Source organism: Mesorhizobium sp. M4A.F.Ca.ET.090.04.2.1, assembly GCF_003999085.1.
In the GTDB taxonomy this organism is placed as follows: Bacteria; Pseudomonadota; Alphaproteobacteria; order Rhizobiales; family Rhizobiaceae; genus Mesorhizobium.
The window spans coordinates 1-24,655 of the sequence record NZ_RZOT01000018.1 but is presented as its reverse complement, the minus strand read 5'-3'; the positions used below and the strand labels follow the sequence as shown (position 1 = coordinate 24,655).

Below are 24,655 nucleotides of genomic sequence, written 5' to 3'. Positions count from 1 at the left end.
CTTCAGGATCGTGCCGAGGAACAGGATGAGATAAGCGACCCAGACGATGGTCAGCCAAAGGTCCACATACCATTCGGGTTCGGCGTATTCGCGGCTCTCGGTGATGCCAAGCAGGTAGCCGGTCGCGGCCATGACGATGAAAAGCTGATAGCCCCAGAACACGAACCAGGCGAGATCGCCGCCGAAGAGCCGGGCGCGGCAGGTGCGCTGCACAACATACAGAGACGTGCAAAGCAGCGCATTGCCGCCGAAGGCGAAGACAACGCCGGATGTGTGCAGCGGCCGCAGGCGGCCGAAGTTGAACCAAGGCTGGATGTTGAGGTCCGGGTAGGCAAGCTGCAAGGCAATGATCACGCCGACCAGCATGCCGACGACGCCCCAGAACATCGTTGCGATGGCACCGTAACGGACCGGCCCATCCATATAGGCGGAGGGATCAATCGGGACGGGCGCTGCAAAGCTCGTGTTGCGCAGGAGGACAACGACAGAACCGAGCAACACAAAGAACAGCACCCACATGTGCTGCCGGAAAGGTTCGTCGACACCAAAGCCGGCTGCCACCAGCGCCAGGAAGGTGAAGAAGCACAACAAGACAATTTCCGTGCCGAATTTCATGGCATGTCCCCGACCTTGGATTCTGGTGCGCGGACGTCGATCCGCATCGGCACCAATTCCGCAGTTGCTGCGGTGTCGCCTTGATCCAGGTCAAAGCCGCCTTGTTTTGGATTGGGCAGCCTCGATCCAGCCAAGGGAGACTGCATTGAGCGGGGAGCAAGGACCGTCGTTGTTCGATGCGCGCAGCGAAGACGCGATGGCTTCGGCGCGAGTGGGCAGGGAGGCGATCCCAGCCGCGGTGATGAAGCGCGCGCATTGGGAGAAGCTGCAGCTCTGCGTTGCCCTGGAAAGAATTGCAGACGCCTTGCCAGGCGTCGATCGTCTGAAGTGCCTCGGCACGGCCAACGCGATCGTTCCGCTGCTGCGCAGCATTCATCGATACGAAGAGACGGTCATCTTTCCCGCCTACGAGGTTGCGGTGGCGGCCAACAATGCGGGTGTTGCTTCAATCCAGCGGCTGCGCGCCGAGCACGTCGAAGACGAATGCTTCGCCGACGAGATCACTGAAATTCTGCTGGCGATCGGTCACGGCGAGAGGGTAGATAATGCAGAAGCCATTGGCTTCATGTTGCGCGGTTTCTTCGAAAGCCTGCGCCGGCATATAGCGTTTGAACGCGAGCACGTGCTGCCGCTGATCGGGATCCCAGATTCTGACTAGAACCGCAACGGCGCCGGCGACGCCGGGTCTAGGCGCCGGAGCGCTGCTCCAGCCGTCCGAGACTGTCCACCAAAACGCGCCGGTTGTTCTCGATCCGGATGACGCCATCGGTTCGCAGCCTGGTTAACTGGCGGCTTACCGTCTCGATCGTCAGACCGAGGAAATCCGCGATATCCGCGCGCGTCAGCGGCAGATCGAAAGTCGCCGACCTAGCCGCCGGGTCGGCTGTGGGGTCGATGTTCCTGGCGATCATCAGGAGGAAGCTTGCCACCTTCTCCGACGCAGTCTTGCGGCCCAGCGTCACCATCCAGTCGCGCGCCTCATCGAGCTCGTTCAGCGCCTGCTTGAGCAGGCGATGTTCGAGCTCCGGCGATTCCTTCATCATGCGTTCGATGGCCGTCTTCGGGAACGAACAAAGGGAGACAGCCGTTGCGGCCTCCGCGTTGATTTCGCTTTCCGCCTTGAACGGACGTCCCAGAAAATCCGGCGCGAACTGGAGGCCGACAATCTGCTGGCGTCCATCCGAAAGGCTCTTCGTCAGTTTCACGACGCCGGAAAGTATGTTCGAATAGCTGTCGATGGCCTGGGCGTCGCCGATCAGTTCGGCCCCGGGCTCGACACTGTGCCTTGACGAGGTTCTGGCGAGCCCGACGAGCTGGTTGGGATCGAGAGCGCCGCAGACGCCGCGATGCCGCGCTTCGCAGGACTGGCAAAGCACGGGAATGCCGGAACTGTGAACGTCCTGTCTGACTGTCATTTCATCGCTCGAGGTCAAGATGCAGGCAGAATACCACCGCTGCCTCGAGAATCGTTGCGTCAGTTTGTCCTTGCCGTCAGCTGCTTTGACGAAGATCAAGGACGCGGCATTCTGGCGTTTCTAGGGTGCCGCTCATGCAGACAAATGCGGCCAACAACAGCCAGGCAAGTTTGACCGTCGCGGCGGGCGAAAACGTTCCGCGCTACACGAGCTATCCGACTGCGCCGCACTTTCACGCCGGCGTTGACGCGATAACGGTTCGCGGCTGGATGAACGCGCTCGAAGGCGATGACGAGATTTCACTCTACCTGCATGTCCCCTATTGCGACAGGCTGTGCTGGTTCTGCGCATGCCATACCAAGCAGACAAGACACTATGCGCCGGTAACGACTTTTCTGAGCGCTCTGCACAGGGAGATTGAAACGGTCGCGCAGCTTGTGAGCGACAGGGGTCGCATCCGAGCCGTTCATTTTGGAGGCGGTTCGCCGACCATGTTGAAACCCGACGACATGCTGGCGCTCGGAAAACTCCTGCGGCACCTGTTCGAATTTCTTGAGGACGCCAGTGTCAGCGTCGAAATCGATCCCAACGACATGGACGAGACCCGTCTGGACGCCCTCGCCGCAATCGGCATGACCAGAGCCAGTCTTGGCGTACAGGACTTCGATCCCAAGGTGCAGAGAGCGATCAACCGCGAACAGAGCTTTCAGTTGACCCGCCATGTTGTGGACGGCACCCGCGCGCGCGGCGTGAGATCCGTCAATCTGGACCTGCTTTACGGGCTGCCGCACCAGACACTCGAAAGCGTTGCCTCGACGGTCACGCAGGCGCTGACGCTGGAGCCCGACAGGATTGCGTTGTTTGGATACGCGCATGTACCGTGGTTCAAGAAGCATCAAACGATGATCGACGATGCGTGGCTGCCACAGTCCGCCGAACGGTTGGCTCAGTCGCAGCTGGCAGCTCAGCTGATCGTGTCAGCCGGATATGAGGCAATCGGAATAGACCACTTCGCAAAGCCGGATGATGCGCTCGCCATCTCGGCTCGCGCCGGAAAGATTCGTCGCAATTTCCAGGGCTATACCGAGGATCGGTGCGAAACCCTGATCGGTCTCGGGCCATCCGCCATCAGCCGCTTCCGGCAAGGCTACGCACAGAACATCACCGCAACGGGCGAGTACGAGAAGGCTGTGAACAGCGGACAACTCGCGACGGGCCGCGGCATCGAGCTGAGTGTCGACGATGTCGCGAGAGGCTGGATCATCGAACGCCTGATGTGCCAATTCCGCTTTTCGGCCATCGATCTGGTGGAGCTCTTCGGATCGGTCGGCGAAGAGCTGCTCCTCGTGGCAAGCCGCCTGGCCATCGGCGGCGCCGGCAAGATGCTTGCACTCGACGGCGAGACCTTTGTCGTGCCGGAGGAGAGCCGCCCCATCGTCAGGACAGTGGCGGCGAGGTTCGATAAATATCTCGAAAAGCGAACGGGCAGACATTCCGTGGCAGTCTGAAACGGTCCGGGCGGCCGGTCAAAAGTGCTCGCCAACCCTGAACGGGCCGATGCGCGTTCCGGCCGCGATCAGATAGGCGGTCGACCAGCCGAGCAGGAGAAAACCGTTCACCCCTTCCAGTGCCGCCAGCACGCGCCATGCGTGAACAGGCACGATGTCGCCATAGCCAACCGTCGAGAAGGTGATGGTGGAGAAGTAGAGCGCCGTCTCGAAGTCGGGCAGGACGCCGAGCATGCGATACACCCCGGCCCACAACCAGACCTCGGCTGTCATCACGGCAAAAAGACCCATTACCACGCTGATCATCGCAAGAACGCGGCTTCGCCGGCCATGCATGCGAAATCGCGCCACCAGATGTCCCATCGCACGGGTGACCGCGATGAGGCCGAAGGTGTGAATGACGACCGTCAGGCTTATGACGATCGTGCCGACCAACAGGTTGAGAGCCATGGGAGAAAATTAGGAACCGCGAGAGATGGTTTCCTTGCGCGAGATCAAACCTGAAGTCCAGGCAGGTTCCGCCAGGGCCAGCTATCGGCCACCGACTGTCGAAGTGGGTGGAAGCCGAAAGAACATCGCCAGTTTCAGGCTCGTCGCTATCCGCTGCGCCCGGTCGACAAACACTGCCGCTGTCTCCGGAGCGAAGAGTTCGGCCGCCGTCTGACCAAACAGGGCGCGCCAGATCTCGAAATCGGCCTCGGTGACATCCTTGAGTTTGAGATGAGCGGGCACCGGGCGGCCGTGATAGTCACCGCTCTTCAGGATGACGGAACACCAGAAGTCCGTCATTTTCTCCAGGTGCGGCTGCCAATCACCGGTGATCTCGCGTGCGAAAATCGGCCCAAGCCGTTCGTCGTTCCTGACTTTGGTGTAGAACTCGCGGACCAGTTTTCCGATCGACTCCCGATCGACACCGGCGTGGTCCAAGGGTTGTTCCGCGACGGGGCGCACCCTGTCGACCAAAGCTGATTTCGAGGTCATCACATTCTTTCGTTACTGCTGCTATCAGGACAATCCCAGGCGCCGAAGGGCGGCCTGCACGAAACCGGGCCGGTCGCGGACAAGCCGGAAACCCAGATTGTCGGGCGGCGTTCCGACGGCGCAGCCGCCGCTTTTGCCGTCCCGAATGAAGTTCGACATGTAGGTGCGGTGGAAGCCCTCCACGGCGTGCACCCCGCAATTGTCGATCGATCTGGCGATATCCGCACCGCCCCCAGCGACCGTCGCATGGACGTAGCATGTCGCAGTCCATTCCCAGATGTTGCCGGCAACGTCCGCCAATCCCTTCGAGTTGACACCAAAGGCGCCCTGTACCCTTGGTGCAGGATCCGGCTTCCGGCCTAGCGCGCTCTCGAGGCGATATTGGGCCAGCCAGCGTCGCGCGGGGTTGTTCGGGTCGCCATTGCCGCCCTCGATGTCAGCCCGGAATCGTTCGCCCGCGGCATAGGCCCACTCCGTGTCCGTGGGCAACCGCCATGCCTCACCGGTACGGGCTGACAGCCACCTCGCATAGGCTTCGGCATCGAGATAGCTCACACCCGTGACGGGAACGGTGCCCACGCTTGCCGTGTCAGCCGGCTTGCAGGCGTCGTCCGCCACGCAACCTGCATATTCCGAAACGCTTACCTGGTACTTCATGATTTCCAGCGGTGCATCGATCGTCTCCTTCACGACGGGCGCCGCGACGGGATGGTTTTCCTGGAGGAATTCCCCCGGCTGTGGGTGATAGAACGAGCCGGGCCCGAGCACCAACAGTTCGCGCACGGCCATCGGTTGAAGGGTCTCCAAGGAGCTCGTGTCGAGCGCATGGGTTATGCCCATGCCGATCAACGCGGCAGCTGCAATCGTTCCGGAGGCAAAGAGAGGGTCAAAGGACATCGCATCAAGTCCGGCCGTGAGTGCAACCCGTTGGCTCCGCCGCGGGTTGCACCGAGGTTCCGATCTCCCGCCTATGAAGCGATCGCCCTGGGCGCCTCGACCTGCATCATCAGGTCGTCGTCCCAGCTGCCGTCGACCGTGAAGTGCGCGGTCGCGCCAAGCTCCACCGCCTCGATCAGATTGTGGTTCACATAGGCGTAGATGCCCGGCTGCAGGAAGGTATACAGCGCCGCCCCAGCCGACCCGCCGCGGATGAACCAGGTTTCCATGTCCTTGGCCGGCGGGTTGGCAAACTTGCCCCCTTCCCAGACGAAGTCACCATGGCCGCCGATCAGGTGCGGGCGGGTGTCGCGATTGGCTTGCGAGTGCACGATCAGGACGGTCTCGCCGACCTTGGCCTTCATGGCGCTGTCGCCAGTGAGCGATCCCGCCTTGCCGTTGAACACGACATGGGTCGGGATCAATCCGCGCATGACTTTCACGGTGTCGTCATAGTTGTCGCCGGCCGACTCGTATTTCCTGAATTTTCCCTGCTCGTCGCGGGGGATGTAGAAGTCGTTCTCGCCGATATAGTAGATGCGGTCATAACGGACCGGCTTGCCCTTGTCGTCCTTGAGGCCGTCGCGCGGCAGTATCATCACGGCACCGCTCATCCCCGACACGACATGCCACGGGATCATCGCGCCGCCGGGCGCGCAGTGGTAGACGAACGTCCCGGGGCGCGTGGCCTTGAAGCGCAGCGTGACCTGCTCGCCGGGATTGATCAGCGTCAGCGCGCCGCCGCCAAGCGCGCCGGTGGCCGCATGGAAGTCGATGTTGTGGGCGAGCGTATTGGTCTCGGGATTGATCAGGGTGAGCTCGATATAGTCGCCTTCATGCACGACCATCAGAGGGCCAGGGATCGAGCCGTTGTAGGTCATCGCATTGAGCTGCGTGCCGTCGGCATCGATGACCATCGGCTTCTCCTCGATCGTCATGGTGAATTCGACGACCTTCGGGCCGCCCTTGGCCACCTGCTCATGAGCGTGGACGAACGGCGGCGCCACCAGGGTGGCCTTCTCACGCGGCAGCCCGGCGACGTCCTTCGCGCTTGCCGTGACTGGCATTGCAACAACGGCCGCGGCAGCGGCCGCGGTAAGAACAGAACCCAACAAAGCTTCGCGTCTCGTAAGCATTTTCCATCTCCTTGGCTCTAGCAACTTGATGTCCTCACAATAATCTCGGCTCTGGCCACGTCTTTGCGCTAACGCAAATCCAATACGCTTGGTACGGTTTCGTGTTTTAGAGATGGATGCACCAATGCGGACGCCGACCCGTGGGCAGAGGCATCTGTGGATCGACCAACGGTTTCGTAGGGAGAGGCATCGGCAGTGCGGCACGAAGCCTGTAAAAGACAGGCCGGACCAGACCGCTCCCCCGGTCTGTCCGGCCTGTGCCTCCGGAAGATTGCAAACCGGAGGGCATCTATGAAAATCAGATCAGTTGGAAGCGGTTTTGGTCGCTTCGGCGAATAACTCGGCAAATACGGGTTTGGCCTTTCCGATCTGCTTGACGGCTTGGGCCGCTTCGAGGTTGACAGGTTTGCCGACGACGATCAGCGCCACCATGCCCATGCCGTAGTGCGGAGCGCACTTCACGCCGTAGACGCCCTCCTTGGTCAGGGCCACCGCGACCTCCTCATTGGGTTTTCCCTTGAAGGCTTCGGCGCCGTCCGGGATCATGTCCTTGATGCTTTCGGCATTGTGGGACTTGTCGGTCGGTACGAACTTGATCGTGTCGCCGGGTGCTGCCCGAACAAGGGCGGGCTGGAAGACCATTGAGCCTTTCTCGCCCTTGTTCAGCATCTGCACGACGTGTTCTTCGGCATTGACTGCGCCGGCGAGGGAGAGCAGGGCAACGGCCGCGGCGATCAGGGGAAGTTTCATTTGGAAATCCTTTCTTGGGTTCGTCACGGCATCAACCGTTGCGCCCCCTTTAAGCCACCAGACGGTTCGGCGATTTGCGCTGGCGCAAACTCGCGACCAAAACTTCCCTTGGGCTTCTCATGGAGGGTGGCGCGCATGGACGAGAGCCGAAGCACGCTGCTCTTGCCGCCTGTCGGTCGCCCATGAGACATTCCCTGACCAGATGGACCGTGATGCACTGGCAGCATCAAATTCGGGAGGGGACAGAGTTGGGTAGCCTCGATCGCTCGCTGATTGCCGGGCTGCCTGTCTTTGCGGGTATGGCCGCCGCGGATCTCGACCGGATAGTCGGCCAGGCTCGATCATTGAGGATCGCCAAGGACCAACCGCTGTTCGAGCAGGAACAGGAAGCTCATTCCTTTTTCCTGCTGCTCGACGGCCATGTGCGCGTCGTGAAATCGACGCCGGATGGTCATGAGGTGACGGTGCGGTACATAAGTCCAGGCGAGTTGATGGGAATCGCCCATGCACTTGGCCGCACCACCTATCCGGCAAATGCTATCGCCGCCGTCGATTGCGTGGTTCTTGCCTGGCCGAGCCGCTTGTGGCCGGAATTCGCAGCCGATTTCCCCAGTTTCAGCGCCAATACGTACAAAGCCGTAGGTAGCAGGCTGCAGGATGCTCATGCGCGCGTCATCGAAATGGCTACAGAGCAGGTGGATCAGCGGGTCGCCCACGCGCTGCTCAAGCTGGTCAAGCAGACGGGCAGAAAGACAGAGGAGGGAATCCTCATCGACTTCCCGATCTCCCGCCAGGATATTGCCGAGATGACGGGAACAACGCTCCATACGGTGAGCCGACTACTGTCGTCGTGGGAAGACCAGGGTTTGGTCAAAAGCGGGCGCCAGAAGGTGACCGTGGTAGAGCCTCACCGGCTCCTTTTGATTGCGGAAGGCCGCGCCGAGAAGAGCTAGTCGGAGCCGGAACTCTCGATTGCAGTCCACAAATCGCGACTGAGTTGTTCGTCGTTCAGATTGTGCTCTCGTGCTGCGTCGGAAACGGTGTGGAATGAAGCAATCGGGCAGCCGACGCAAAGCATGCCGTGCTGGAGCACGACCCGGATGGCCGCCGGCGACCTGTGCATGATTTCGTCCATCGTCGCATCGTCGCTGAATTTGCGTTTCATGCCGCTTGCCCACGCTTGGAGGCGGCATGCTGCATCTGATTTCCGGGATGCTCGTTGCGCCAAGACAAAGAAGAAGCAGCCTGCTGCACATCGCGGTTGAACAACGCAGACCGTCGACCGCGTCAGGAACCGCTTCTCCCGCCCGTTATCCAGCGAGAACATGCCGCCTCGGCAAGGCACCACGTCGACAATGTGACCGGGGGCTCCGGCGGAGGATGGACCTCCGCCGGAGCGCGCGCATCACTTCATCAGGTCGGTCCAGATACGGGTATAGAGTTCGTCGACCTCGGCGGGGCAGACTTCCTGCCAGCCACCGGCGGCAATGTACTCCGCCGGAATGTTCAACTCGGGCGCGGCCTTGATGTCGTCGCGCATGAATTGGGTCGAGCCCTTGATGCCGTTGGCATAGGTCGCGAAGTTCGAAATCAGGGCCGCGTTTTCAGGCGCCATGATGAAGTTCAGGAACTTCTTGGCATTGTCCGGATGCGGCGCGTCGGCGAGGATTGCCACGCTGTCCATGAACAGCGAATAGCCTTCCTTGGGGAAGCCGAGCTTTATGTCGGCATTGACCTGCCGCGCCCGGAATGCGGCGCCATTGTAGTAGAGCTGGGCCAGCGTATCGCGGCTGTCCATCTTTTCGATGCCGTAATCCATCGAGACCCAGGACTTCTTGGCTTCGAGCAGCTTGTCTCGAACCTTCTTCAGCAGCGCCTTGTCTCCGGTGCACCAAGTGCCGCCCATGTACCGGATGGCGGCATAGAGAACATCGTTCTTCTCGGGCACGACATTGATCTTGCCCTTCAGTTCCTGCGGCGGATCGAGCCAGATTGCGCTGGTGTTGATGTCACCCTTGTAGACGGAAGTGGCAACGACCGGCCCAGTCATACCCCACTGCCACGGCACAGAGTAATGACGGCCCGGATCCCAGCCGACATTCACCCAGCGTTCGTCGACATTCTTGAAATTCGGCATCTGGTCGGGCCGCGATTCAAGGAGGAGACCCTCTTTGATCCAGATCGGCACGAAATTGGCCGACGGAACCACCATGTCGAAACCCGAGCCGCCCGCCCTGACCTTGGACAGCGCGGTATCGTTGGAGTCGTAGTCCGTCACCGTGACCTTGATGCCGGTTTCCTTCTTGAATTTTTCCAGGAGTTCCGGGCTGGTGTAATTGCCCCAGTTATAGAGGCTCAGTTCTTCCTCAGCGAGGGCCGCTGAACTTGCCGCCGCGAGCAGCATCGCCGATGTCAGCGCCGTCAATATGGATCGCATGCTTGTCACTCCTCTGTAAGGTTGATTATTTTTTGCGGTTGATCAGATGCACGGCCGTCACCAGAAGGATCGAGGGCACCAGAAGCATGGTGGCGGCAGCATTGACTTCGGGGGTCATGTCGCGACGGATCTGACCCAGCATGTAGGTCGGCAGGGTTTCCTGTCCGCCGGACTTCACGAGATCGGTGATGACGACATCATCGAGCGAAATGACGAAGGCCAGCATGAAACCCGCTATGATGCCGGGCGCCAGCCTCGGAAGCGTCACATGCAGGAACGTCTTCCACGGATCCGCATAGAGATCGGCTGCCGCGGTTTCGAGGGTCAGATCCATGCCTTCCAGCCGAGCGCGGATCGGCAGATATGCAAACGGGATGCAGAAGGCCGTGTGCGCCAGGACCAGATAGCCGGTGCCCGAGTAGCCGGTTGCCGACTTGACTGCGGCGAACACGATCAGAAGCGAGATGGCCGTTACGATTTCAGGAACGATCAGTGGCTGGTTGATCAGGGCGTAGGAGACCAACTGCCCGCGATAGGCGTCGGTTCGGGTCATGGCAATGGCGGCCATCGTGGCCATGACGGTCGCCAGGACGCCGGCCACGGTGGCAAGAAACAAAGAGAAGAGAGCTGCATTGATGATCAGGTCGTTGTGCCAGGCCTTGACGAACCAATCGAAGGAGAAGCCGCCCCAGACGCCGAGCGAGGAGGTCGCGTTGAAGGCGAACACGACGAGGATGAGGATCGGCAAATAGAGAGCGACGATCGCCGATCGCGCAATAATGCTGAAGCCTGGCTGCGCCTTCAGATCGAATGCGTGCTGACTAGCGGCCATGCGCATTCTCCTTACCCGAACTTCCGCGGATGTAGATGATGAGCGCCACTGTCACGATCACCAGGAGGCAGATGGACAGTGCTGCGCCGAGGGGCCAGTTTCGACCCTGACCGAACTGCAGTTCGATCAGGTTGCCCATCATCATGTTCTTTCCCCCGCCCAAGACGCGCGGCGTCACATAGGCGCCGATTGCGGGGATGAAGACGAGGATCGATCCGGCGATCAGGCCCGGCTTGCAGGAGGGGATGACGATATGCCAAAGCACCTTTGAGCGCGTCGCATAAAGATCGTACCCTGCCTCCACAAGGTTGAAATCCATGCGCTCAAGGCTCGCATAGATCGGCAGCACCATGAGTGGCAGGTAGACGTAGACGAGCCCCAGGAGAACCGCCCCGTCCGTGAACAGCATCTGCATGGGCTTGTCGATCAACCCGGCCCAGATGAGGATATTGTTGACCGGCCCCTGATTGGACAGGATGCCCATGATCGCGAAGGTGCGGATCAGAAGATTGGTCCAAAAGGGGATCGTGATCAGCAGCATCCATTGCGACCGGACCTGCTCGGGCCGGGTCGCAATGTAATAGGCGGTCGGGAAGCCGATGAGCAGCGTGGCTAGCGTCGTGACCAGTGCCAGTTTGATGGAACGCCAGAAGATGATGAGATTGGCATCGGCCAGTACGAGCGTGTCGTCAAAGGGATCCCGCTCCACAAAGACGTTCGTCCAGCCGTCGAGGCTGAACTGACCGAGTGCGACCCCGCCGAAGGCGCCCTTTGCCATCACCGAATAGACAAGCATCACTGCAAGCGGCCCGACAGAGGCGATCACGATTGTCGCCAGGGCCGGCGCCTTGAGCAACCAGCGGCGCCGGCTTTCGGCGGTTCGGCGTGTGGCCGCCATCTCAGCGATGCCGGACATGTTCGCCTCCGAGCAGCCGGGCGCTACGGCTATGGATTCGCAGCCATACCTGTGTGCCGGACGTCCTGATTTTCTCTTGTTCCGGGCTGTTGGTCAGGCGGGCTGTGAAAGTCGAACCGTCGTTCAGGCGCAATTGAAGGCGGGTGTCCGTCCCAACGAAAACCTCGTCCTCGACGACTGCAGGAATGCAGTCCGATGACGGGGCGTCGAGGACGTCGACATGTTCCGGGCGGATCAGGACCTGAACCGTCCCGTCGCCGGAAGTTCCGGCTTTGCCGTAGGCGGTAGCGACAGCGCCAGCAATTCTGACCTGGTGAGCATCCGCAGCGGCCTGCCCGACAAGCCGGCCGCTCAGAATGTTCGATTCGCCGATGAAGTCGGCGACGAACCTATCCACCGGAGCGTTGTAGATTTCCCGCGGACGGCCAACCTGGAGCACCCGCCCACGGTTCATGACGGCAATGCGGTCGGACATTGCCAGGGCTTCCTCCTGATCGTGCGTCACGAAAATAAACGTGATGCCGGTTTCAGTTTGGAGCCGCTTCAATTCGACCTGCATCTCCTTTCTCAGCTTGTAGTCGAGGGCCGACAACGGTTCATCGAGCAAAAGCACTTCCGGTTGCGGAGCCAGAGCGCGGGCCAGGGCGACACGCTGCTGCTGCCCGCCGGAGATCTCACTGGTCCGCCGGTCGGCAAGCGTTTCCATCCGCACGAGTTTCAGCATCGCGGCCACGCGATCCACGCACCTGGACTTCGTCCAGCCCAGCATTTTCACTCCGAAACCGATGTTCTCGGCGACAGACATGTGGGGAAAGAGCGCGTAGTTCTGGAAAACCGTGTTGATTGGCCGCCGAAACGGCGGAAGCGCCGCAATGTCCTTGCCGCGGAGCAGGATTTGTCCATTGGTCGGAAAGTTGAACCCAGCGATCAGCCTCAAAAGCGTCGTTTTTCCGCAACCGGACGGGCCCAGCAACGTAAAGAACTCGTTTTCGGTAATGTCGATCGACACATCGTCAAGCGCCAGGAAGGCCGAGGCGCCGGTGCCATAACTCTTTTGCAGGCCGATCGCCTGGATCGCCAGGCGACGATCCGCGGTTTGCGGTTGGGTGGGTTGGGACAATGCCAGCATATCAGGCCTCGAAGGTAACGCGACCGCCGCAGACGGTGAGTGCAGGTGAGAGGGTGTTGATCTCCCCGGGTGAAACGGCCTCGATATCGCCGGATAGGAGGACAAAATCGGCGAAATGACCGGGTTTGAGTTGTCCCTTCCGGTCCTCCGCGTGTTCGGCATAGGCACCTTCGATCGTATAGGCGGCAATCGCCTCGTGGAGGGTGTAGCTCTGGTCTGGCAGATGCGGCGCCCAGGGCTCGCGGTTGACGGCCGCATGGATGCCGGCCAGGACGTCAATCCGCGCCACCGGCCAATCCGACGCAAAGACAACATGGGCTCCCGCCTGCTTTAAAGTCCGCCAGGCATAGGCAAGCGGCCAGCGATCGGGCCCGATGCGGGTCTTGGCCGGTTCAAGCGGGAAATCCATCACGCCCGGGGGATGCGGCGGCTGCATGGACGCGATCGCGCCAAGGACAGCAAAGCGCGGAATGTCGCTGGGCTGGATGACCTCGATATGCTCGATCCGGTGGCGCGCGTCCCGCGGGCCATTGGCCTTCATGGCGGCTTCATAGCCGTTCAGGACCGCGCGCACCGCACCGTCGCCGATCGCGTGCACGGCGATCTGCAGACCGCGCCGGTCCGCCTCGGTCGCCATTTCCGTGAATTGGGCCTGCGTGAAGAGCGGTTCCCCGGTGAAGTCGGGCCGGTCTGCATAGCCGTCGACGAGATAAGCGGTGTAGCCTTCGATCACGCCGTCATAAAAAGCCTTCACGAGACCGGAGTTCAGCCAGTCCCCGCGATAGTCGTCATTCATGCGGGACGCCTTTTCCAGCATGTCGACCGTCATGAAGTTCTTGAAATGGAAGGGAACCTTGACGCGGCAGAGCAGGGCGCCCTGATCCTGGATCTCGTCGAGCAGTTCCAGTGTGTAAAGATTTCCGTCCATGTTGTGGATCGACGTGATCCCGTGCCTGGCGCACCAGGCCAGGGCGGCTTTTATGGACGCCCGGTCCAGCGCCCTTTCCTCTGGCGTTGGCGGTTCGGGCGGCTCGCCTCCCGTGGAAAGCCCCAGCGACGAACGAAATGTGCCGGCATAGACATTGACCGGTCCGAAGGCCTCGACTTCGCGCAGTTCGCCGGTAGCAAGGCCATCGCCGCCCATGACCACCTCGTTGCCGGGGCCCAGGGCTTTGCCGTGGAGAAGCCGGACTTCCTCTAGCAGTATGGTGTTGGCCCACATTGTGTGATGGTCAAAGGCCACGAAGGCCAGGGGCCGGTCATCGAGGATGCTGTCGAGGAAATACCGGTCGATCGGGCTGCCATCGAGCATGTCATAGTCGGCACCCTGGCAAAAAAGGACCTTCGCTTCCGGATTTGCCGCGGCGTGAGCCCGCACTTTTTCGCGGATCGCGGTTTTACCCTTCGTGCCCGTCAGCAACAGGTCATTGAGGATGGCGCCGCCGCCAAACACATGCATGTGCGCTTCGATGAAGCCCGGCAGCACGCTTCGGCCGGCAGCGTCGATCATCCGCGTCAAATTGCCGGCAAACGGCAGCACTTCGGTTGCGTCGCCAACAGCGAGAATTCGTCCATTTGCGACGGCCATCGCAGAAGCCGCCGGCCTGGCCGGGTCCATGGTCAGAATCTTTGCGCTCGTGACCACTATGTCCGCTTGCATCAATGACGCTCCCCCAGCCTGCCCAACTTCCCTTCCGGTTAGGGCAGCAATTGGCTACATTTTTTGAATACTTTGTTGTATACACTATGCGCTTGTGAATGCGTGAGTCAACCGGTACCTATTTGCCGCGTTGACGCCAGCCGGTGTTAGGAGCCCCGATGAACGACGTTGCCCGCGGACATTTGCGTCAGTCGACCTACGAATCGATCAAAGCGATGATCGTGACCGGGCAGCTGTCACCGGGCAGACGAATTACGGAACTCGAGCTCGTCGAACAGCTTCAGGTCAGCCGGACGCCGGTGCGCGAGGCACTTAATCGATTGGAGCGTGACGGGCTTGTGGTCGAACGTCCCCGCACGGGATTTGCGGTGGTTCAATTTGACGAAACGATGCTCCGGAACGTCTTCGACATCCGGGCAGAGCTGGACGCCTATGCGACGACCTTGGCGATCGCCCGTATCACCCTCGATGAAGTGGAACTGCTGCGCGGCTTGGTCGCGGATTGCGAGCGCCTGGCGCAAATCGACCCATCTCCCCGTGCCCGGCTGGAGGAGATGCAGACCGGCATGGAAATCCATCGCGCAATCGCGCGATTTAGCGCCAACGTCATGCTCGCGGAAATGCTGAACGGACTTTTGGACAAGTGCCAAGTCTATGTGTGGATGGAATTGACCCAGCTGAACGACTGGAAGGCGGCGCGTGACGACCATCATATGATTGTTGAAGCGATCGCTGCCGGGGACGCCGACACAGCCTGCCGCGAATCCCGCCGTCATATCCGGCAATCGAGGGATGGCATCCTGGACCTCATGCTCAGACAGCGTGATCTGCGCGACCTGTATCTATCCCGAAACGAGGAGTCGCAGACCCGACCGGGTCTGGCTGTTTGAGTATCAGGCTCCCCATGCGACAAAGGCTTTTTGCCGACGACAATAGCCCCTGGAACGACTGAAACAGGCGCAAAAGCTCGAAGCTTCCGGTTCAGGGCAGGGCGTTGCCCTTGGACAGACGTTTGGCGGACCTTGCGGGGAGGCGTCCGCTCTGATTCCCTGCCTTTGGTGGGGGTCGCCTGATTCGTGTGCTCGTTGCTCCGGTTCCGCTTGATAGTGCGGCGGGGCAGCAGGTGATTTCGCTAGAAAGATGAAAAATGACCGCCAAGCCGGAAATCCTGGAGATGAGGCCTAAGATCACCGTTGTCGGCGTCGGCGGCGCCGGCGGAAACGCCGTCAACAACATGATCTCCGAAGGCTTGCAGGGCGTCGAGTTCGTCGTCGCCAATACTGATGCCCAGGCGCTCACGATGTCGAAGTCGTCGCGGCTGATCCAGTTGGGCGCGCATGTGACAGAAGGTTTGGGGGCCGGATCTTTGCCACAGGTCGGCAGCGCGGCCGCGGAGGAATCCATAGACGAGATCATGGATCATCTCGCGGGAACGCATATGTGTTTCATCACGGCGGGCATGGGGGGTGGCACCGGGACAGGCGCGGCGCCGGTTATTGCGCGTGCCGCACGCGATGCCGGCATCTTGACGGTGGCGGTCGTTACCAAGCCTTTCGTGTTCGAGGGCAAGCGCAGGACCCAGGCCGCGGAGGAAGGCATAGAACGCCTTCGCGAGTGCGCCGATACGGTGATCGTCATCCCGAACCAGAACCTCTTCAGGGTCGCCGACGCCAGGACCACGTTTGCCGACGCCTTTGCCATGGCAGACCGTGTTCTCTACGCGGGTGTCGGATGCATCACGGATCTCATCGTGAAAGAAGGCCTGATCAATCTCGATTTCGCCGATGTGAAGTCAGTGATGCGGGACATGGGCCGGGCGATGATGGGAACCGGCGAGGCTTCTGGCGAGGGCCGTGCAAGGACTGCGGCCGAGGCTGCGATCGCCAATCCGCTGCTCGATGAGGCTTCCATGACAGGCGCCAGAGGCCTGCTCGTGTCGATCTGCGGCGGCACGGACATGACGCTGTTCGAGGTCGATGAGGCTGCGACACGGATACGGGAAGAGGTCGACGCCGACGCCGACATTATCGTGGGCGCCATCTTCGACCAGGCATTGGCCGGGAAGTTCCGGGTATCGGTCGTCGCAACGGGCCTGCGCAAGATCATGGACATTGCACAGCCCGAGCAAAGGACCGCTTGAAGCGCTCGGCCTGTCCAACGGCGACGCACTTGCCGCACTGTCGCTCAACCTTTGACCGAATCCAGCCGCAAACCCGGCGTGCCAGACCGACCAGCCGATCATTCCTGCTCGACTATCGTCGCGTCCTGGAGGCGATGAGCATCGCGCGGATGTTCGCGGCGAGGCGGCCGCAGCACGTTGCCGACCGCACCATCGACAAGCCGGCTCAGATCATTGCGGAACCTCCGCCTCTAGGGTAATTTAGAAACTGATTGGATGAGGAATGCGCCCGCATTCGCCTTGGCGCCTCTCTCAGTTCCTGTATCGGCAGATTGTGAACTCTTTAACAGACCCTGACACCGCAAGCTGCGTTCTTGTGGTCGACAGGTCATAGCAGTTAAGGATTTGCCATGCTGCGATGCTGCGCGTTCATTGCAGCCTTGATCATCGTGAGCCTCGCGACGTTCGACGCTCACGCCGATCGAAGGGTTGCCCTTGTGATCGGCAATTCCGAATATCGTGAAATCCCGGCGCTCAAGAACCCGGACAAGGATGCCGCGGATGTGTCGAACACGTTTCGGCTTGCCGGCTTCGACGTGTTCGTCGCCAAGGATCTCACCAAGCTCGAATTCGAGAAGCAGTTTCGCAGCTATCTGGCCGCCGCCGACGGCGCCGACCTGGCTGTCGTCTACTATTCCGGCCACGGCTTCCAGATCGGCGGCGAGAATTTCCTGATCCCGGTCGACGCCTCGCTGAAGAGGGCGGCCGACATCGAGGTCCAGGCGATCAAGCTCAACGATGTGTTGGAGCAACTGCGCTCGAAATCGAAGATCCAGGTGATCATCCTCGACGCCTGCCGCAACAACCCGTTCCCGCGCAAGGACTACTGGCTGCGGGATCAACTGATCACCGCCGGCAATGCCGGCCTCGCGCAGGTCAAGAGCTCGCTGAACACGCTGATCGCCTTCGCCACCGAACCGGGCTCGGTCGCCTATGACGGAACCGGTGACCTTAGTCCCTTCTCATCGGCATTTTCGCGCCGCGCGCTGGCGCCTAACCAGGAGATCCGCGCCGTGATGGCCGCGGTGCGCCGCGACGTCGTCCAGGCGACCGACGGCAAGCAGGTTCCCTGGGAAAACTCCTCGCTGATCGACGAGGTCGTGCTGATGCGCCGCGCCACCCGGCCCTCGCTGCCGCCGGTGCTGGAGAAGGTCGTGTTGTCGGGGGTCGGCCCGGTCGATCTCGGCCTGCCGCAGCCGGTCGATGTCGACGGCGGAACCGTCACCGTCAGCATCGAGAGACCGCCGGCTCTCGGCCGCCTGACGCTGGACGGCAAGCCTGTCGAGGTCGGCCAGCCGATCCAGGGCAAGGACCTGCCGCGCCTGAAGATGGATGTCCCCAAGGGCGCCGCCGCGCAGGACGAGGTGGATATGCTGGCCTACGCCACGCATGACGACTGGGGCGGCCAAAGCCAGGGCATACTGGTGTTTCGCGTCAAGAGCGGCGAGGGAGCCGATGGTCAGCAGATCATGGCCTCGCTGGAGGCCGAGCAGAAGCAGCAGATCCTGGAGCGCGGCATCCAAATCACCGGCGCCGCAGAGGCGATCGAAAATCGTGACATCGGTGTTCCGGTGGGCGTCGGCCCGGTTGCGCTGAACCTGGATCTGCCGACGAAGGACCCCGCGGTCAGCCTGAAAGTCGCGAGCTATCCGGCAACGGGAACGCTATCCCTGCCTGACCGAACACTGACGCCCGACTCAAGCCTAAGGGCCGACGAGGTCGAGCACCTGCGGTACGAACCGCAGATCGGCACCGTCAAGCCGCTCATAGTCGGCCTCGAAATCCGGGCCGACGACAATTCATCCAAGCCCGCCAGCATGAAACTCTCGCCAAGCGTCGATCCATGCGACACGGCCGCCGGCGAACCGCTCGACCTGCAAGGCGTGGTCCCCGGCCTGTTGCCCAACGAGATCGGCGCCGGCGCGGTGGACGCGTGCGAGACGGCTGTGAAGGCTTATCCGGATGTACCCCGCTTCCGCTATGAACTCGGACGCGCTCTGCTTGCCGTGGGCAAGGTCGAGGATGCCAGGACAGCCATCGAGGAGGCCGCGAAAAGGGGGCATGTCCGCGCCGTCTTCGAACTCGGCTACCTGCATGCGACCGGAACCGGAACCGCTCAGGACCGCACGCAGGCCAATGCCCTCTACAAGGCTGCGTCGGACAAGGGCGATCCCTACGGCATGACGTCCTGGGGGCGCGCCCTGTTCAACGGCTACGGCGTCAGGCCCGACACTGCAAAGGGGTTGGACCTGCTGCTCAAGGCCGCGGCGATGGGGCACACCTATGCCATGAACGATCTCGCCGCGATCTTCACGGAGGGCCGCAACGGCGTGACCGCCGACCCGGATCGCGCGGTTGCCTTCCTTCAGGCCGGCGTGCAGCGGCAGGACATGTATTCGATGAACCTGCTCGGCCGGAACTATCTTAGCGGCCAGGGCGTGGACAAGGATCCGAAGATGGCGCTGACGCTGTTTCAACGGGCCATCGATCTCGGCCAGCCCTACGCTCCAGCCAGCCTTGGGCGCATGTACCGGGACGGCTCCGGCGTGGAGCGGGACCTCGCCGAGGCACAAAGACTGTTCGAGCTAGGGACCATGCGCGGCGATCAGTCCGGCGCCTACGATCGCGCGGCTCTCGAAATGCAGAAGGGCGACAAGGCCAATCAGGCCGTCGCCGCGCGTTTCCTCGCTTTCGCGGCCGCGCTCGACCTTCGCAAGGAGCTGCCGGAGGCCAGGAAGACGCTGGCAAAATTCGCAGCGAAGCCGAAAACGGCGGCGCTGGAGCAGTTGCAACAGGAACTCAAGTCGAAGGTCGCCGCGACCGGCTCGCTGGACACTCAGCTGATCAACGCGGCCAGAGGGGTGTGGGAAGAAGCCAATCCGCGCAGGGACCTTTTCTGATCAACCGGGAGGCAATGGTGGGCAGGACATTGAAGCAGGCAATCACCGCAACAACGCTGTTCGGCTTCATGGTGGCGCTCATGGGCTGCACGTCCCTGATGCCCAAGGCCGAGCCGACACCGGTGGCGGCGAAGCCGCAGCAGAAGGTGGTCCGCACGACCCCTCAGACCACGGTCGTCAAACAGAAAAAGGTGACCGCCAAAAAAGTGGTAAAGCCGGTTGAGGAAACCACTGTGACCGCGCCTGTTGTTCCCACTATGGGAGGCGGTGGGAGCGGCGGAGGCAATAGCGGCGGCGGCTGGGGAGGATGACCAAGCATCCAGGGCAGCCGGCTGCGATGACCGTGCGCTGCGCCACTGGCTTCAGCACCGCTTCACAAAGGCCTAGGCATCCGCAGATTGGCGCAGCGCCTCGATCTCCGCCGTCTGGATGCCCATTTCGACGAAGGCTGAAAGCACGGAAAAGCGATCGGCGAGCGCGACACGTGCCAGCCCCGCCAGTATCCCGGCATTGACCGCATGGGCGGCGGGGAACGGCCGCATCACAGGCATCGCCGCCTCGTCCGCGGCTAAACCGCCGTCGCGCCATATCACGGCCAGGGCAATCCAGGCGACCGGCGTCGTCGGCGGCATCGCCACGGCCCTGCTCAGCGCCGCATGGTGCCTGGGATTGTCCGGCTCGCTGACCCAGTCGCCGACAAGCATGAGCAACTCCAGGTCCTGCCCGTCGAGCAGGTCGCGCAGGTGGCTCAGGCATTCATGAGCCCACCAGACCGCGGCCCGTTCGGCGAGCAGATAGGCACAGAACGTGATTGCTTCCTCGGGCACCGGCCCGGCGAGCAGGGCTCGGCAGAACTCGATCGAGGCCTGTTCGGTCGGGAGGGCGCTCATGTCCCCGGCGACAGCGGGACAAGCCGTGAAAAGGTCCCGTGCCGTTTTGTATCGGAGCTCATTGGCCATGGCCGCCACGCCTTTCCCCGAGGAATAACAGCCACTCAAGCGCCCGGCGAGGCGCCGGTCAAGTCTTGCTCGACGGGCAGGCGGCCATCGCCGGCGATGCCGGATATTTTCGGTGTGGCCGACAGACAATCGCTTCGGAATTTGATATGATCCGCGGCCGGCGAAATCGGATGCTTCAAACGGGAGTAACGGTTATGCGAATGGGCAGTTCAGCCTTTGTGTTGGCGGTCGTGCTTGTGTCTGGCCAGGCTTTTGCCGATCCGCTGCAGAAATCGGAAGACATTGTGAAGTTTTTTGCCGGAGCGGGCAATCTCGGCGCTTCGCGCGGGATTTGCGTCGGCACCGAGGACGAGTGCAAGAGCAAGGCCGAGGCGAAGGACGCGCCGGCCAAGAAAACCGGCCTCGACATGATGATCAATTTCGGGCTCGATTCAGCCCAGCTCGACACGACCGCGCGCACCGAGCTCGACGAGTTCGCCAAGGCGTTGAAGGACCAACGGCTGAGCTCTTTCAGCTTCGTCGTCGAAGGTCACACCGACGCCTCCGGCTCGTCCCGCTACAATCAGGAACTGTCACAAAGGAGAGCGCAATCGGTGGCCGCCTTCCTGACGGCCAATGGCGTTGCCGCCACCAGGCTCGAAGCGATCGGCCTGGGCAAGACGCATCCGCGCAGCGCCAACCCGTACGATCCGGTCAACCGCCGGGTCGAAATGCGGATCAGGACGGAGTAGCACCCCTCATTTGCGTCGGCAGGCGCCCTTTGCGGCAGGCCCGGGTTCCGGCCGTCACTTGTTGAGCACGCCGCCCACAGCCACACCGGTGCCGAAGATCAGCGCCTTGGTCAGGAAGTCGTTGTTGTTGTCCTGGGGCGGCGGGGGTTCCTCCCGGCCGACCAGGGTGTCGCGGTTGCGCTTCTTCTGAACGACCTGCTGTTGCTTCTTGCGCTGCTTCTGCACCACCGGCTTCGGTGCGCGGGCCTTCTGCACCACCTGTTTCTTCGGCGTCGTCGCGCGGGCCTGGTCGGCGGCGTGCCTGGCGCGCACCGCCTCCATCATCGGGTCCGTCTGGACCACCAGGAAGGCCAGTTGCTCCCGCGTCAGGAAGCCGGTCGGCGGCAGGCCGTTCTCCTCTTGCCAGTCGCCGATCGCCTGGCGGGTCTTGGGGCCCATATTCCCGTCAACGCTGCCAAGTTCGTTGCCGAGGACCTCGATGCGCAACTGCAGATCGATGCGCCCCTCGCGATCGAGACCGATGGCGCTTTCCGTCAGTTCGCTGCCCAGCGCCTGCTTCATTTCGTCCGAAATGCCGACCGACGTGCGCACGGCGGAGCCGGAATTGGCGTTCGCCTCGTCCGTATCGAGGGCCGCGACCTGCTTGTCTTCGGCTTTCGGGTCCTGCAACTCGTCGATGTTCAGCTTCGCCACCGTGGCGAAACGGCCGTTCGGGAACTGTTCGAGATAGGCCTCGTAGAACGGGATGGAATTCTTCTTCGAGGCCTCGTCCCACAGACGCTGCTCGACTTCCCATGACGGAGGTTCGCCGACCACTAGGGCGGGGGTCGAAGTGGCCGCGGCGCCGGGTGTCTCGGCTGCGGGTTTTGCCGCGGGCGTCGCCTCGACAGGTTTTCCCATGAAGACCTCGCGCCCCAGCGAGGCATTGTGCCACGGCCGCTGCCGGCCTTGCGTGGTCTCGGTCACTTCGCCGCGCACGCGCGTCAGCGCGCTCTGGATCTCGACGCCCGGCTCGGTCAGGTGCCTGGCGAGGGCGGTCGAATAGGGACTGTTGACGCCGTTGCCATCGAAAGCGATGGCGCCGGGATCGGTTGCGTAGGCAATCAGGATGCCGCCGGTGCCGACACCGTCCGATTTGGCCTCGACCGGCGCCAGTCCGGCCCCCAGCGAACGGCTCTTCGGCAGCGCGGCGGCAAGAGTCCTTGCCAGCGGATTATCGCGGCAGGCGTCGAGGATGATGACCCCGACCGCCGGCTCGGGCGGCAGCGCCGACATGAACTCGTCGATCTGGATGGTGCGGGTCTTGAGATAGGCCGGCGACGTCAGCTCGGCATCGACCGGAATGAGGAAATTCTTGCCGTCTACCTGCATGCCGTGGCCGGCGTAGTAGATGACGGCGAGGTCGGCGTCGTAGGATTGCTCGGTGAACCGGCTGATGAGGCTGTGCATGCCCGCATTGTCCTGGTCCAGGCCTTCGATAACCTCGAAGCCGGCGTTGCGCAGCGTCGATGCAATGAGCTGTGCGTCATTGGCGGGATTGGGCAAGGCGACGGCATGGACGTATTTGCTGTTGCCGATCACCAGCGCGACGCGTTTGGGGTCGGGCGCGACGCTGTCGGGCGCGGCGGCCTGGGCGGCGAGCGAGGCCAGGACAAACAGGATAAATCCGCTCAGAAAGACGGCGAACGCTTTCATGGGTCAGCCCTCCGCCCCAACGGGGCGCGCTAGTGGTGTCTGCACATGCTAAAATTCATCCGCGACACAAGTCGCTTCTGCCAAAAATGGCGTCTGGGCGTCTGTGACCCCGGCCACAGTTTTGGTTCACAAAAGGCCCAAAAAAGTTCGCCGATAATAGCACCTGGCAGGGGGAACACCAACGACCCCACCGGTCGAGGGGCGGTCAAAGAGTGTTCTGAACCGAGCTAATGAGGGCGGTGAGGGCCTGCTTGTACTTTTCGAATTCCGGCGACGTCTGGCGGATCTCGGTCGTGGTCGTCGTCTGCTGGCCCGCGTCGGTGGCGACCCGGGCGACCTTCTGGCCCATTTTCCGTTCCGCCCAGTCCATGACGTAGCTGGCCGTCTTGCCGGTTAGGAACGGGTTGGCCTGGATGACGGCCGATCCGAGCACCGCGCTCAGTTGCGTCGAGCCCGGCGCCGCCAGCACCTGGGCCGCGCCTTCCATGCCGAGGAAATGACAGAGATAGAGCCGCCCGGCGGTGATCTGGTGCCCGCGGGCGCGGAGATAGGCCTCGCCCTCGCGCGCCAGGTTGCGCACCATCTCGCGCGACAGCGTGGCGTCGTAGCGAAGCGCGAGCAGGTCGGCGGTCGACAGCGAGCGGGCGAGATCTGGCCTGTAGGTGTTCATCATCCGGATCCAGGTCTTGGTGATGAACTGGCCGGCGCCGGTCGCGGAGGAAAGCGGGTTCTTGGCCCGCGCGCTGCCGCCGCTTTCGACATGGACGATGCGGTCGGTCAGCGTCTCGACGGCAGCATCGCCGGACCCGCCAGAACCGCCTGAAACGTAGCTGGCAACCGTGGTGACCGTTCCCAGCGGATCGATCGCCACGCCGGCCTGGTAGAGCTCGAAATGCAGATGCGGGCCGGTCGAAAGCCCGGTGGTGCCGATATAGCCAATGACGTCGCCGGCCTTCACCTTGGTGCCGACGCCGCTCGCGAGCGCGAATTTCTGCATATGCGCGTAGCGCGTCTCGCGCCCGTTGGGATGTGAAATCTTCACCAGATTGCCATAGCTGCCGCCATCGCCCTGAAAAGTGATCTCGCCATCGAAGGCGGCCATGATTGGTGTACCGATCGGAGCAGCCCAGTCGACGCCCTTATGGATCCGAACCGTGCCGAGGATCGGGTGCTTGCGCGGGCCGAAGGTCGAGGTCATGACCCCGCTCACCGGGGTGACCATGCCGTTGGTCACGGCCAGCGAACGAACCTCGTCATTGCCGGTGACGCACGCAAACTGGCCGTCGCTTTGCTGGAAAACGAAACAGTCGAGGCTTTTCTCGGTGCCCTGGACGCCGACATAGAGGACCCGTCCGGAGATCTCGCTTTGGCCGCGAGGCGTTTGCGAATAGATCAGCACCAGGCGCTGGTCTTCACTGGCGAAGGCGTCGAGATCCTGCCCCCGCGACAGATACATGATCGCCTCGCCGATTACGCTGGTCGGAACCTTGTTGCGTGCGGCCGTCGAATAGATCGCGTCGAGCAGACGATACTGGCGCTTGGGCCCGCCCTCGTCGGATGCGCCTGAATAGTTGAATAGATCCTCGCGGACCCATGGGTCGACGCCCGACACGAACGCTCCCTCGGCGTTGCGCGTCAGTGTCCCGACATAGACGTTCCTGGCGTAGATCGAAACCTGCATGAGCGACGCTGTCGTCGCTTCGCGCGTCGGCCTGAAGCCACGCATGGCCACGACATGGCCCGGTTCCAGGCTTTCCCGTTTGAACAGTGCCTTCAGCGCCTCGCCGGCGAGTTTCGCATCGTCGGCCGAGAAATGCGCGTCAAGCACGACGCTGTCCAGGCTGCGGTCATTGAGGATTTTCACGAACGTGTCTTC

Annotated in this window: 24 protein-coding genes and 1 pseudogene; 8 read left to right on the top strand and 17 right to left on the bottom strand. The window is 62.0% G+C overall.

The genetic code is table 11. From position 1 onward, the window contains the following. Window positions 1–615, bottom strand: a 615-nt coding sequence (locus EN781_RS02925; RefSeq protein WP_189347289.1) for a cbb3-type cytochrome c oxidase subunit I, incomplete at its 3' end; no start/stop codon positions are given. Between the two features lie 241 nt (window positions 616–856). On the opposite strand from EN781_RS02925, the gene EN781_RS02920 reads away from it, so the two are divergent. Then, complete coding sequence (locus EN781_RS02920; RefSeq protein ID WP_126059403.1) at window positions 857–1,273, top strand: hemerythrin domain-containing protein; 417 nt, start codon at window positions 857–859, stop codon at window positions 1,271–1,273. Window positions 1,274–1,301: 28 nt separating this feature from the next. Here the strand turns inward: EN781_RS02920 and EN781_RS02915 are convergent, their stop codons facing one another. Then, the gene (locus EN781_RS02915) at window positions 1,302–2,030 is read right to left on the bottom strand and encodes a Crp/Fnr family transcriptional regulator (protein WP_126058910.1); all 729 of its coding nucleotides are present in this window, start codon (window positions 2,028–2,030) and stop codon (window positions 1,302–1,304) included. Between the two features lie 134 nt (window positions 2,031–2,164). Here EN781_RS02915 and hemN point away from each other — a divergent pair, with 134 nt between their 5' ends. Further along, the gene (hemN, locus tag EN781_RS02910) at window positions 2,165–3,538 is read left to right on the top strand and encodes an oxygen-independent coproporphyrinogen III oxidase (RefSeq protein WP_126058911.1); all 1,374 of its coding nucleotides are present in this window, start codon (window positions 2,165–2,167) and stop codon (window positions 3,536–3,538) included. Between the two features lie 18 nt (window positions 3,539–3,556). Here hemN and EN781_RS02905 read toward each other — a convergent pair whose 3' ends face one another. The 5 genes from EN781_RS02905 to EN781_RS02885 all read right to left on the bottom strand — a co-directional run bounded on the left by EN781_RS02905 (window position 3,557) and on the right by EN781_RS02885 (window position 7,341). Next, window positions 3,557–3,988, bottom strand: coding sequence for a potassium channel family protein (locus tag EN781_RS02905; protein WP_126058912.1), 432 nt, complete (start codon window positions 3,986–3,988; stop codon window positions 3,557–3,559). A gap of 81 nt (window positions 3,989–4,069) precedes the next feature. Beyond that, window positions 4,070–4,519 (bottom strand): group III truncated hemoglobin, encoded by a 450-nt coding sequence (locus tag EN781_RS02900; protein ID WP_126058913.1) that lies wholly within the window; start codon window positions 4,517–4,519, stop codon window positions 4,070–4,072. Window positions 4,520–4,543: 24 nt separating this feature from the next. Beyond that, a complete protein-coding gene (locus tag EN781_RS02895; RefSeq protein ID WP_126058914.1) occupies window positions 4,544–5,416 on the bottom strand; it encodes an SUMF1/EgtB/PvdO family nonheme iron enzyme in 873 nt (290 codons plus the stop codon). Window positions 5,417–5,487: 71 nt separating this feature from the next. Then, window positions 5,488–6,591 (bottom strand): copper-containing nitrite reductase, encoded by a 1,104-nt coding sequence (gene nirK, locus EN781_RS02890; protein ID WP_126058915.1) that lies wholly within the window; start codon window positions 6,589–6,591, stop codon window positions 5,488–5,490. Window positions 6,592–6,894: 303 nt separating this feature from the next. Beyond that, the gene (locus EN781_RS02885; RefSeq protein WP_126058916.1) at window positions 6,895–7,341 is read right to left on the bottom strand and encodes a pseudoazurin; all 447 of its coding nucleotides are present in this window, start codon (window positions 7,339–7,341) and stop codon (window positions 6,895–6,897) included. 248 nt (window positions 7,342–7,589) lie between these two features. Here EN781_RS02885 and EN781_RS02880 point away from each other — a divergent pair, with 248 nt between their 5' ends. Then, window positions 7,590–8,294 (top strand): Crp/Fnr family transcriptional regulator, encoded by a 705-nt coding sequence (locus tag EN781_RS02880; protein ID WP_126058917.1) that lies wholly within the window; start codon window positions 7,590–7,592, stop codon window positions 8,292–8,294. Here EN781_RS02880 and EN781_RS02875 read toward each other — a convergent pair. The 7 genes and pseudogenes from EN781_RS02875 to EN781_RS02845 form a co-directional block, all read right to left on the bottom strand. Further along, the gene (locus EN781_RS02875) at window positions 8,291–8,506 is read right to left on the bottom strand and encodes a DUF1858 domain-containing protein (protein ID WP_126058918.1); all 216 of its coding nucleotides are present in this window, start codon (window positions 8,504–8,506) and stop codon (window positions 8,291–8,293) included. The genes EN781_RS02880 and EN781_RS02875 overlap by 4 nt on opposite strands. A 108-nt stretch (window positions 8,507–8,614) precedes the next feature. After that, window positions 8,615–8,698, bottom strand: a pseudogene (locus EN781_RS02870) (DUF779 domain-containing protein); the annotation flags it as partial. Between the two features lie 48 nt (window positions 8,699–8,746). Continuing rightward, complete coding sequence (locus tag EN781_RS02865) at window positions 8,747–9,778, bottom strand: extracellular solute-binding protein (RefSeq protein WP_126058919.1); 1,032 nt, start codon at window positions 9,776–9,778, stop codon at window positions 8,747–8,749. A gap of 25 nt (window positions 9,779–9,803) precedes the next feature. Further along, window positions 9,804–10,610, bottom strand: coding sequence for an ABC transporter permease (locus EN781_RS02860; protein WP_126058920.1), 807 nt, complete (start codon window positions 10,608–10,610; stop codon window positions 9,804–9,806). Beyond that, the gene (locus tag EN781_RS02855) at window positions 10,600–11,526 is read right to left on the bottom strand and encodes an ABC transporter permease (RefSeq protein ID WP_127399761.1); all 927 of its coding nucleotides are present in this window, start codon (window positions 11,524–11,526) and stop codon (window positions 10,600–10,602) included. Before EN781_RS02855 ends, EN781_RS02860 begins: the two co-directional genes overlap by 11 nt. Then, window positions 11,510–12,655, bottom strand: coding sequence for an ABC transporter ATP-binding protein (locus tag EN781_RS02850; protein WP_126058921.1), 1,146 nt, complete (start codon window positions 12,653–12,655; stop codon window positions 11,510–11,512). The genes EN781_RS02855 and EN781_RS02850 overlap by 17 nt, the downstream gene beginning before the upstream one ends. Window position 12,656: 1 nt before the next feature. Then, the gene (locus tag EN781_RS02845; RefSeq protein WP_126058922.1) at window positions 12,657–14,315 is read right to left on the bottom strand and encodes an amidohydrolase; all 1,659 of its coding nucleotides are present in this window, start codon (window positions 14,313–14,315) and stop codon (window positions 12,657–12,659) included. A gap of 158 nt (window positions 14,316–14,473) precedes the next feature. Between EN781_RS02845 and EN781_RS02840 the strand changes: the two genes are divergently transcribed. From EN781_RS02840 to EN781_RS02825, 4 genes are all read left to right on the top strand, one after another. Continuing rightward, the gene (locus EN781_RS02840; protein WP_126058923.1) at window positions 14,474–15,205 is read left to right on the top strand and encodes a GntR family transcriptional regulator; all 732 of its coding nucleotides are present in this window, start codon (window positions 14,474–14,476) and stop codon (window positions 15,203–15,205) included. Between the two features lie 257 nt (window positions 15,206–15,462). Next, complete coding sequence (gene ftsZ, locus EN781_RS02835) at window positions 15,463–16,455, top strand: cell division protein FtsZ (protein ID WP_127399760.1); 993 nt, start codon at window positions 15,463–15,465, stop codon at window positions 16,453–16,455. A gap of 428 nt (window positions 16,456–16,883) precedes the next feature. Further along, window positions 16,884–19,394, top strand: coding sequence for a caspase family protein (locus tag EN781_RS02830; protein WP_245492533.1), 2,511 nt, complete (start codon window positions 16,884–16,886; stop codon window positions 19,392–19,394). Window positions 19,395–19,423: 29 nt separating this feature from the next. Further along, window positions 19,424–19,705, top strand: a complete 282-nt coding sequence (locus EN781_RS02825; protein ID WP_245455434.1) for a hypothetical protein — start codon at window positions 19,424–19,426, stop codon at window positions 19,703–19,705. Window positions 19,706–19,777: 72 nt separating this feature from the next. Here the strand turns inward: EN781_RS02825 and EN781_RS02820 are convergent, their stop codons facing one another. Beyond that, on the bottom strand, window positions 19,778–20,353 hold the full coding sequence (locus EN781_RS02820) for a hypothetical protein (protein ID WP_189347288.1): 576 nt from the start codon (window positions 20,351–20,353) through the stop codon (window positions 19,778–19,780). 194 nt (window positions 20,354–20,547) lie between these two features. On the opposite strand from EN781_RS02820, the gene EN781_RS02815 reads away from it, so the two are divergent. Beyond that, on the top strand, window positions 20,548–21,084 hold the full coding sequence (locus EN781_RS02815) for an OmpA family protein (protein ID WP_189347287.1): 537 nt from the start codon (window positions 20,548–20,550) through the stop codon (window positions 21,082–21,084). A gap of 54 nt (window positions 21,085–21,138) precedes the next feature. Here EN781_RS02815 and EN781_RS02810 read toward each other — a convergent pair whose 3' ends face one another. Next, window positions 21,139–22,779: a caspase family protein gene (locus tag EN781_RS02810; RefSeq protein WP_126058927.1), complete on the bottom strand. Its 1,641-nt coding sequence runs from the start codon at window positions 22,777–22,779 to the stop codon at window positions 21,139–21,141. Between the two features lie 205 nt (window positions 22,780–22,984). Then, window positions 22,985–24,655 (bottom strand): M23 family metallopeptidase (locus EN781_RS02805; RefSeq protein ID WP_145965440.1); only part of this gene is annotated, 1,671 nt, incomplete at its 5' end.

Excerpts from the sequence above, each read along its gene's own strand:
- EN781_RS02920 (WP_126059403.1), top strand. The coding sequence starts at position 857 with ATGAAGCGCGCGCATTGGGAGAAGCTGCAGCTCTGCGTTGCCCTGGAA.
- EN781_RS02915 (WP_126058910.1), bottom strand. The coding sequence starts at position 2,030 with ATGACAGTCAGACAGGACGTTCACAGTTCCGGCATTCCCGTGCTTTGC.
- hemN (WP_126058911.1), top strand. The coding sequence starts at position 2,165 with ATGCAGACAAATGCGGCCAACAACAGCCAGGCAAGTTTGACCGTCGCG.
- EN781_RS02905 (WP_126058912.1), bottom strand. The coding sequence starts at position 3,988 with ATGGCTCTCAACCTGTTGGTCGGCACGATCGTCATAAGCCTGACGGTC.
- EN781_RS02900 (WP_126058913.1), bottom strand. The coding sequence starts at position 4,519 with ATGACCTCGAAATCAGCTTTGGTCGACAGGGTGCGCCCCGTCGCGGAA.
- EN781_RS02895 (WP_126058914.1), bottom strand. The coding sequence starts at position 5,416 with ATGTCCTTTGACCCTCTCTTTGCCTCCGGAACGATTGCAGCTGCCGCG.
- nirK (WP_126058915.1), bottom strand. The coding sequence starts at position 6,591 with ATGCTTACGAGACGCGAAGCTTTGTTGGGTTCTGTTCTTACCGCGGCC.
- EN781_RS02885 (WP_126058916.1), bottom strand. The coding sequence starts at position 7,341 with ATGAAACTTCCCCTGATCGCCGCGGCCGTTGCCCTGCTCTCCCTCGCC.
- EN781_RS02875 (WP_126058918.1), bottom strand. The coding sequence starts at position 8,506 with ATGAAACGCAAATTCAGCGACGATGCGACGATGGACGAAATCATGCAC.
- EN781_RS02865 (WP_126058919.1), bottom strand. The coding sequence starts at position 9,778 with ATGCGATCCATATTGACGGCGCTGACATCGGCGATGCTGCTCGCGGCG.
- EN781_RS02860 (WP_126058920.1), bottom strand. The coding sequence starts at position 10,610 with ATGGCCGCTAGTCAGCACGCATTCGATCTGAAGGCGCAGCCAGGCTTC.
- EN781_RS02855 (WP_127399761.1), bottom strand. The coding sequence starts at position 11,526 with ATGTCCGGCATCGCTGAGATGGCGGCCACACGCCGAACCGCCGAAAGC.
- EN781_RS02850 (WP_126058921.1), bottom strand. The coding sequence starts at position 12,655 with ATGCTGGCATTGTCCCAACCCACCCAACCGCAAACCGCGGATCGTCGC.
- EN781_RS02845 (WP_126058922.1), bottom strand. The coding sequence starts at position 14,315 with ATGCAAGCGGACATAGTGGTCACGAGCGCAAAGATTCTGACCATGGAC.
- EN781_RS02840 (WP_126058923.1), top strand. The coding sequence starts at position 14,474 with ATGAACGACGTTGCCCGCGGACATTTGCGTCAGTCGACCTACGAATCG.
- ftsZ (WP_127399760.1), top strand. The coding sequence starts at position 15,463 with ATGACCGCCAAGCCGGAAATCCTGGAGATGAGGCCTAAGATCACCGTT.
- EN781_RS02820 (WP_189347288.1), bottom strand. The coding sequence starts at position 20,353 with ATGGCCAATGAGCTCCGATACAAAACGGCACGGGACCTTTTCACGGCT.
- EN781_RS02815 (WP_189347287.1), top strand. The coding sequence starts at position 20,548 with ATGCGAATGGGCAGTTCAGCCTTTGTGTTGGCGGTCGTGCTTGTGTCT.
- EN781_RS02810 (WP_126058927.1), bottom strand. The coding sequence starts at position 22,779 with ATGAAAGCGTTCGCCGTCTTTCTGAGCGGATTTATCCTGTTTGTCCTG.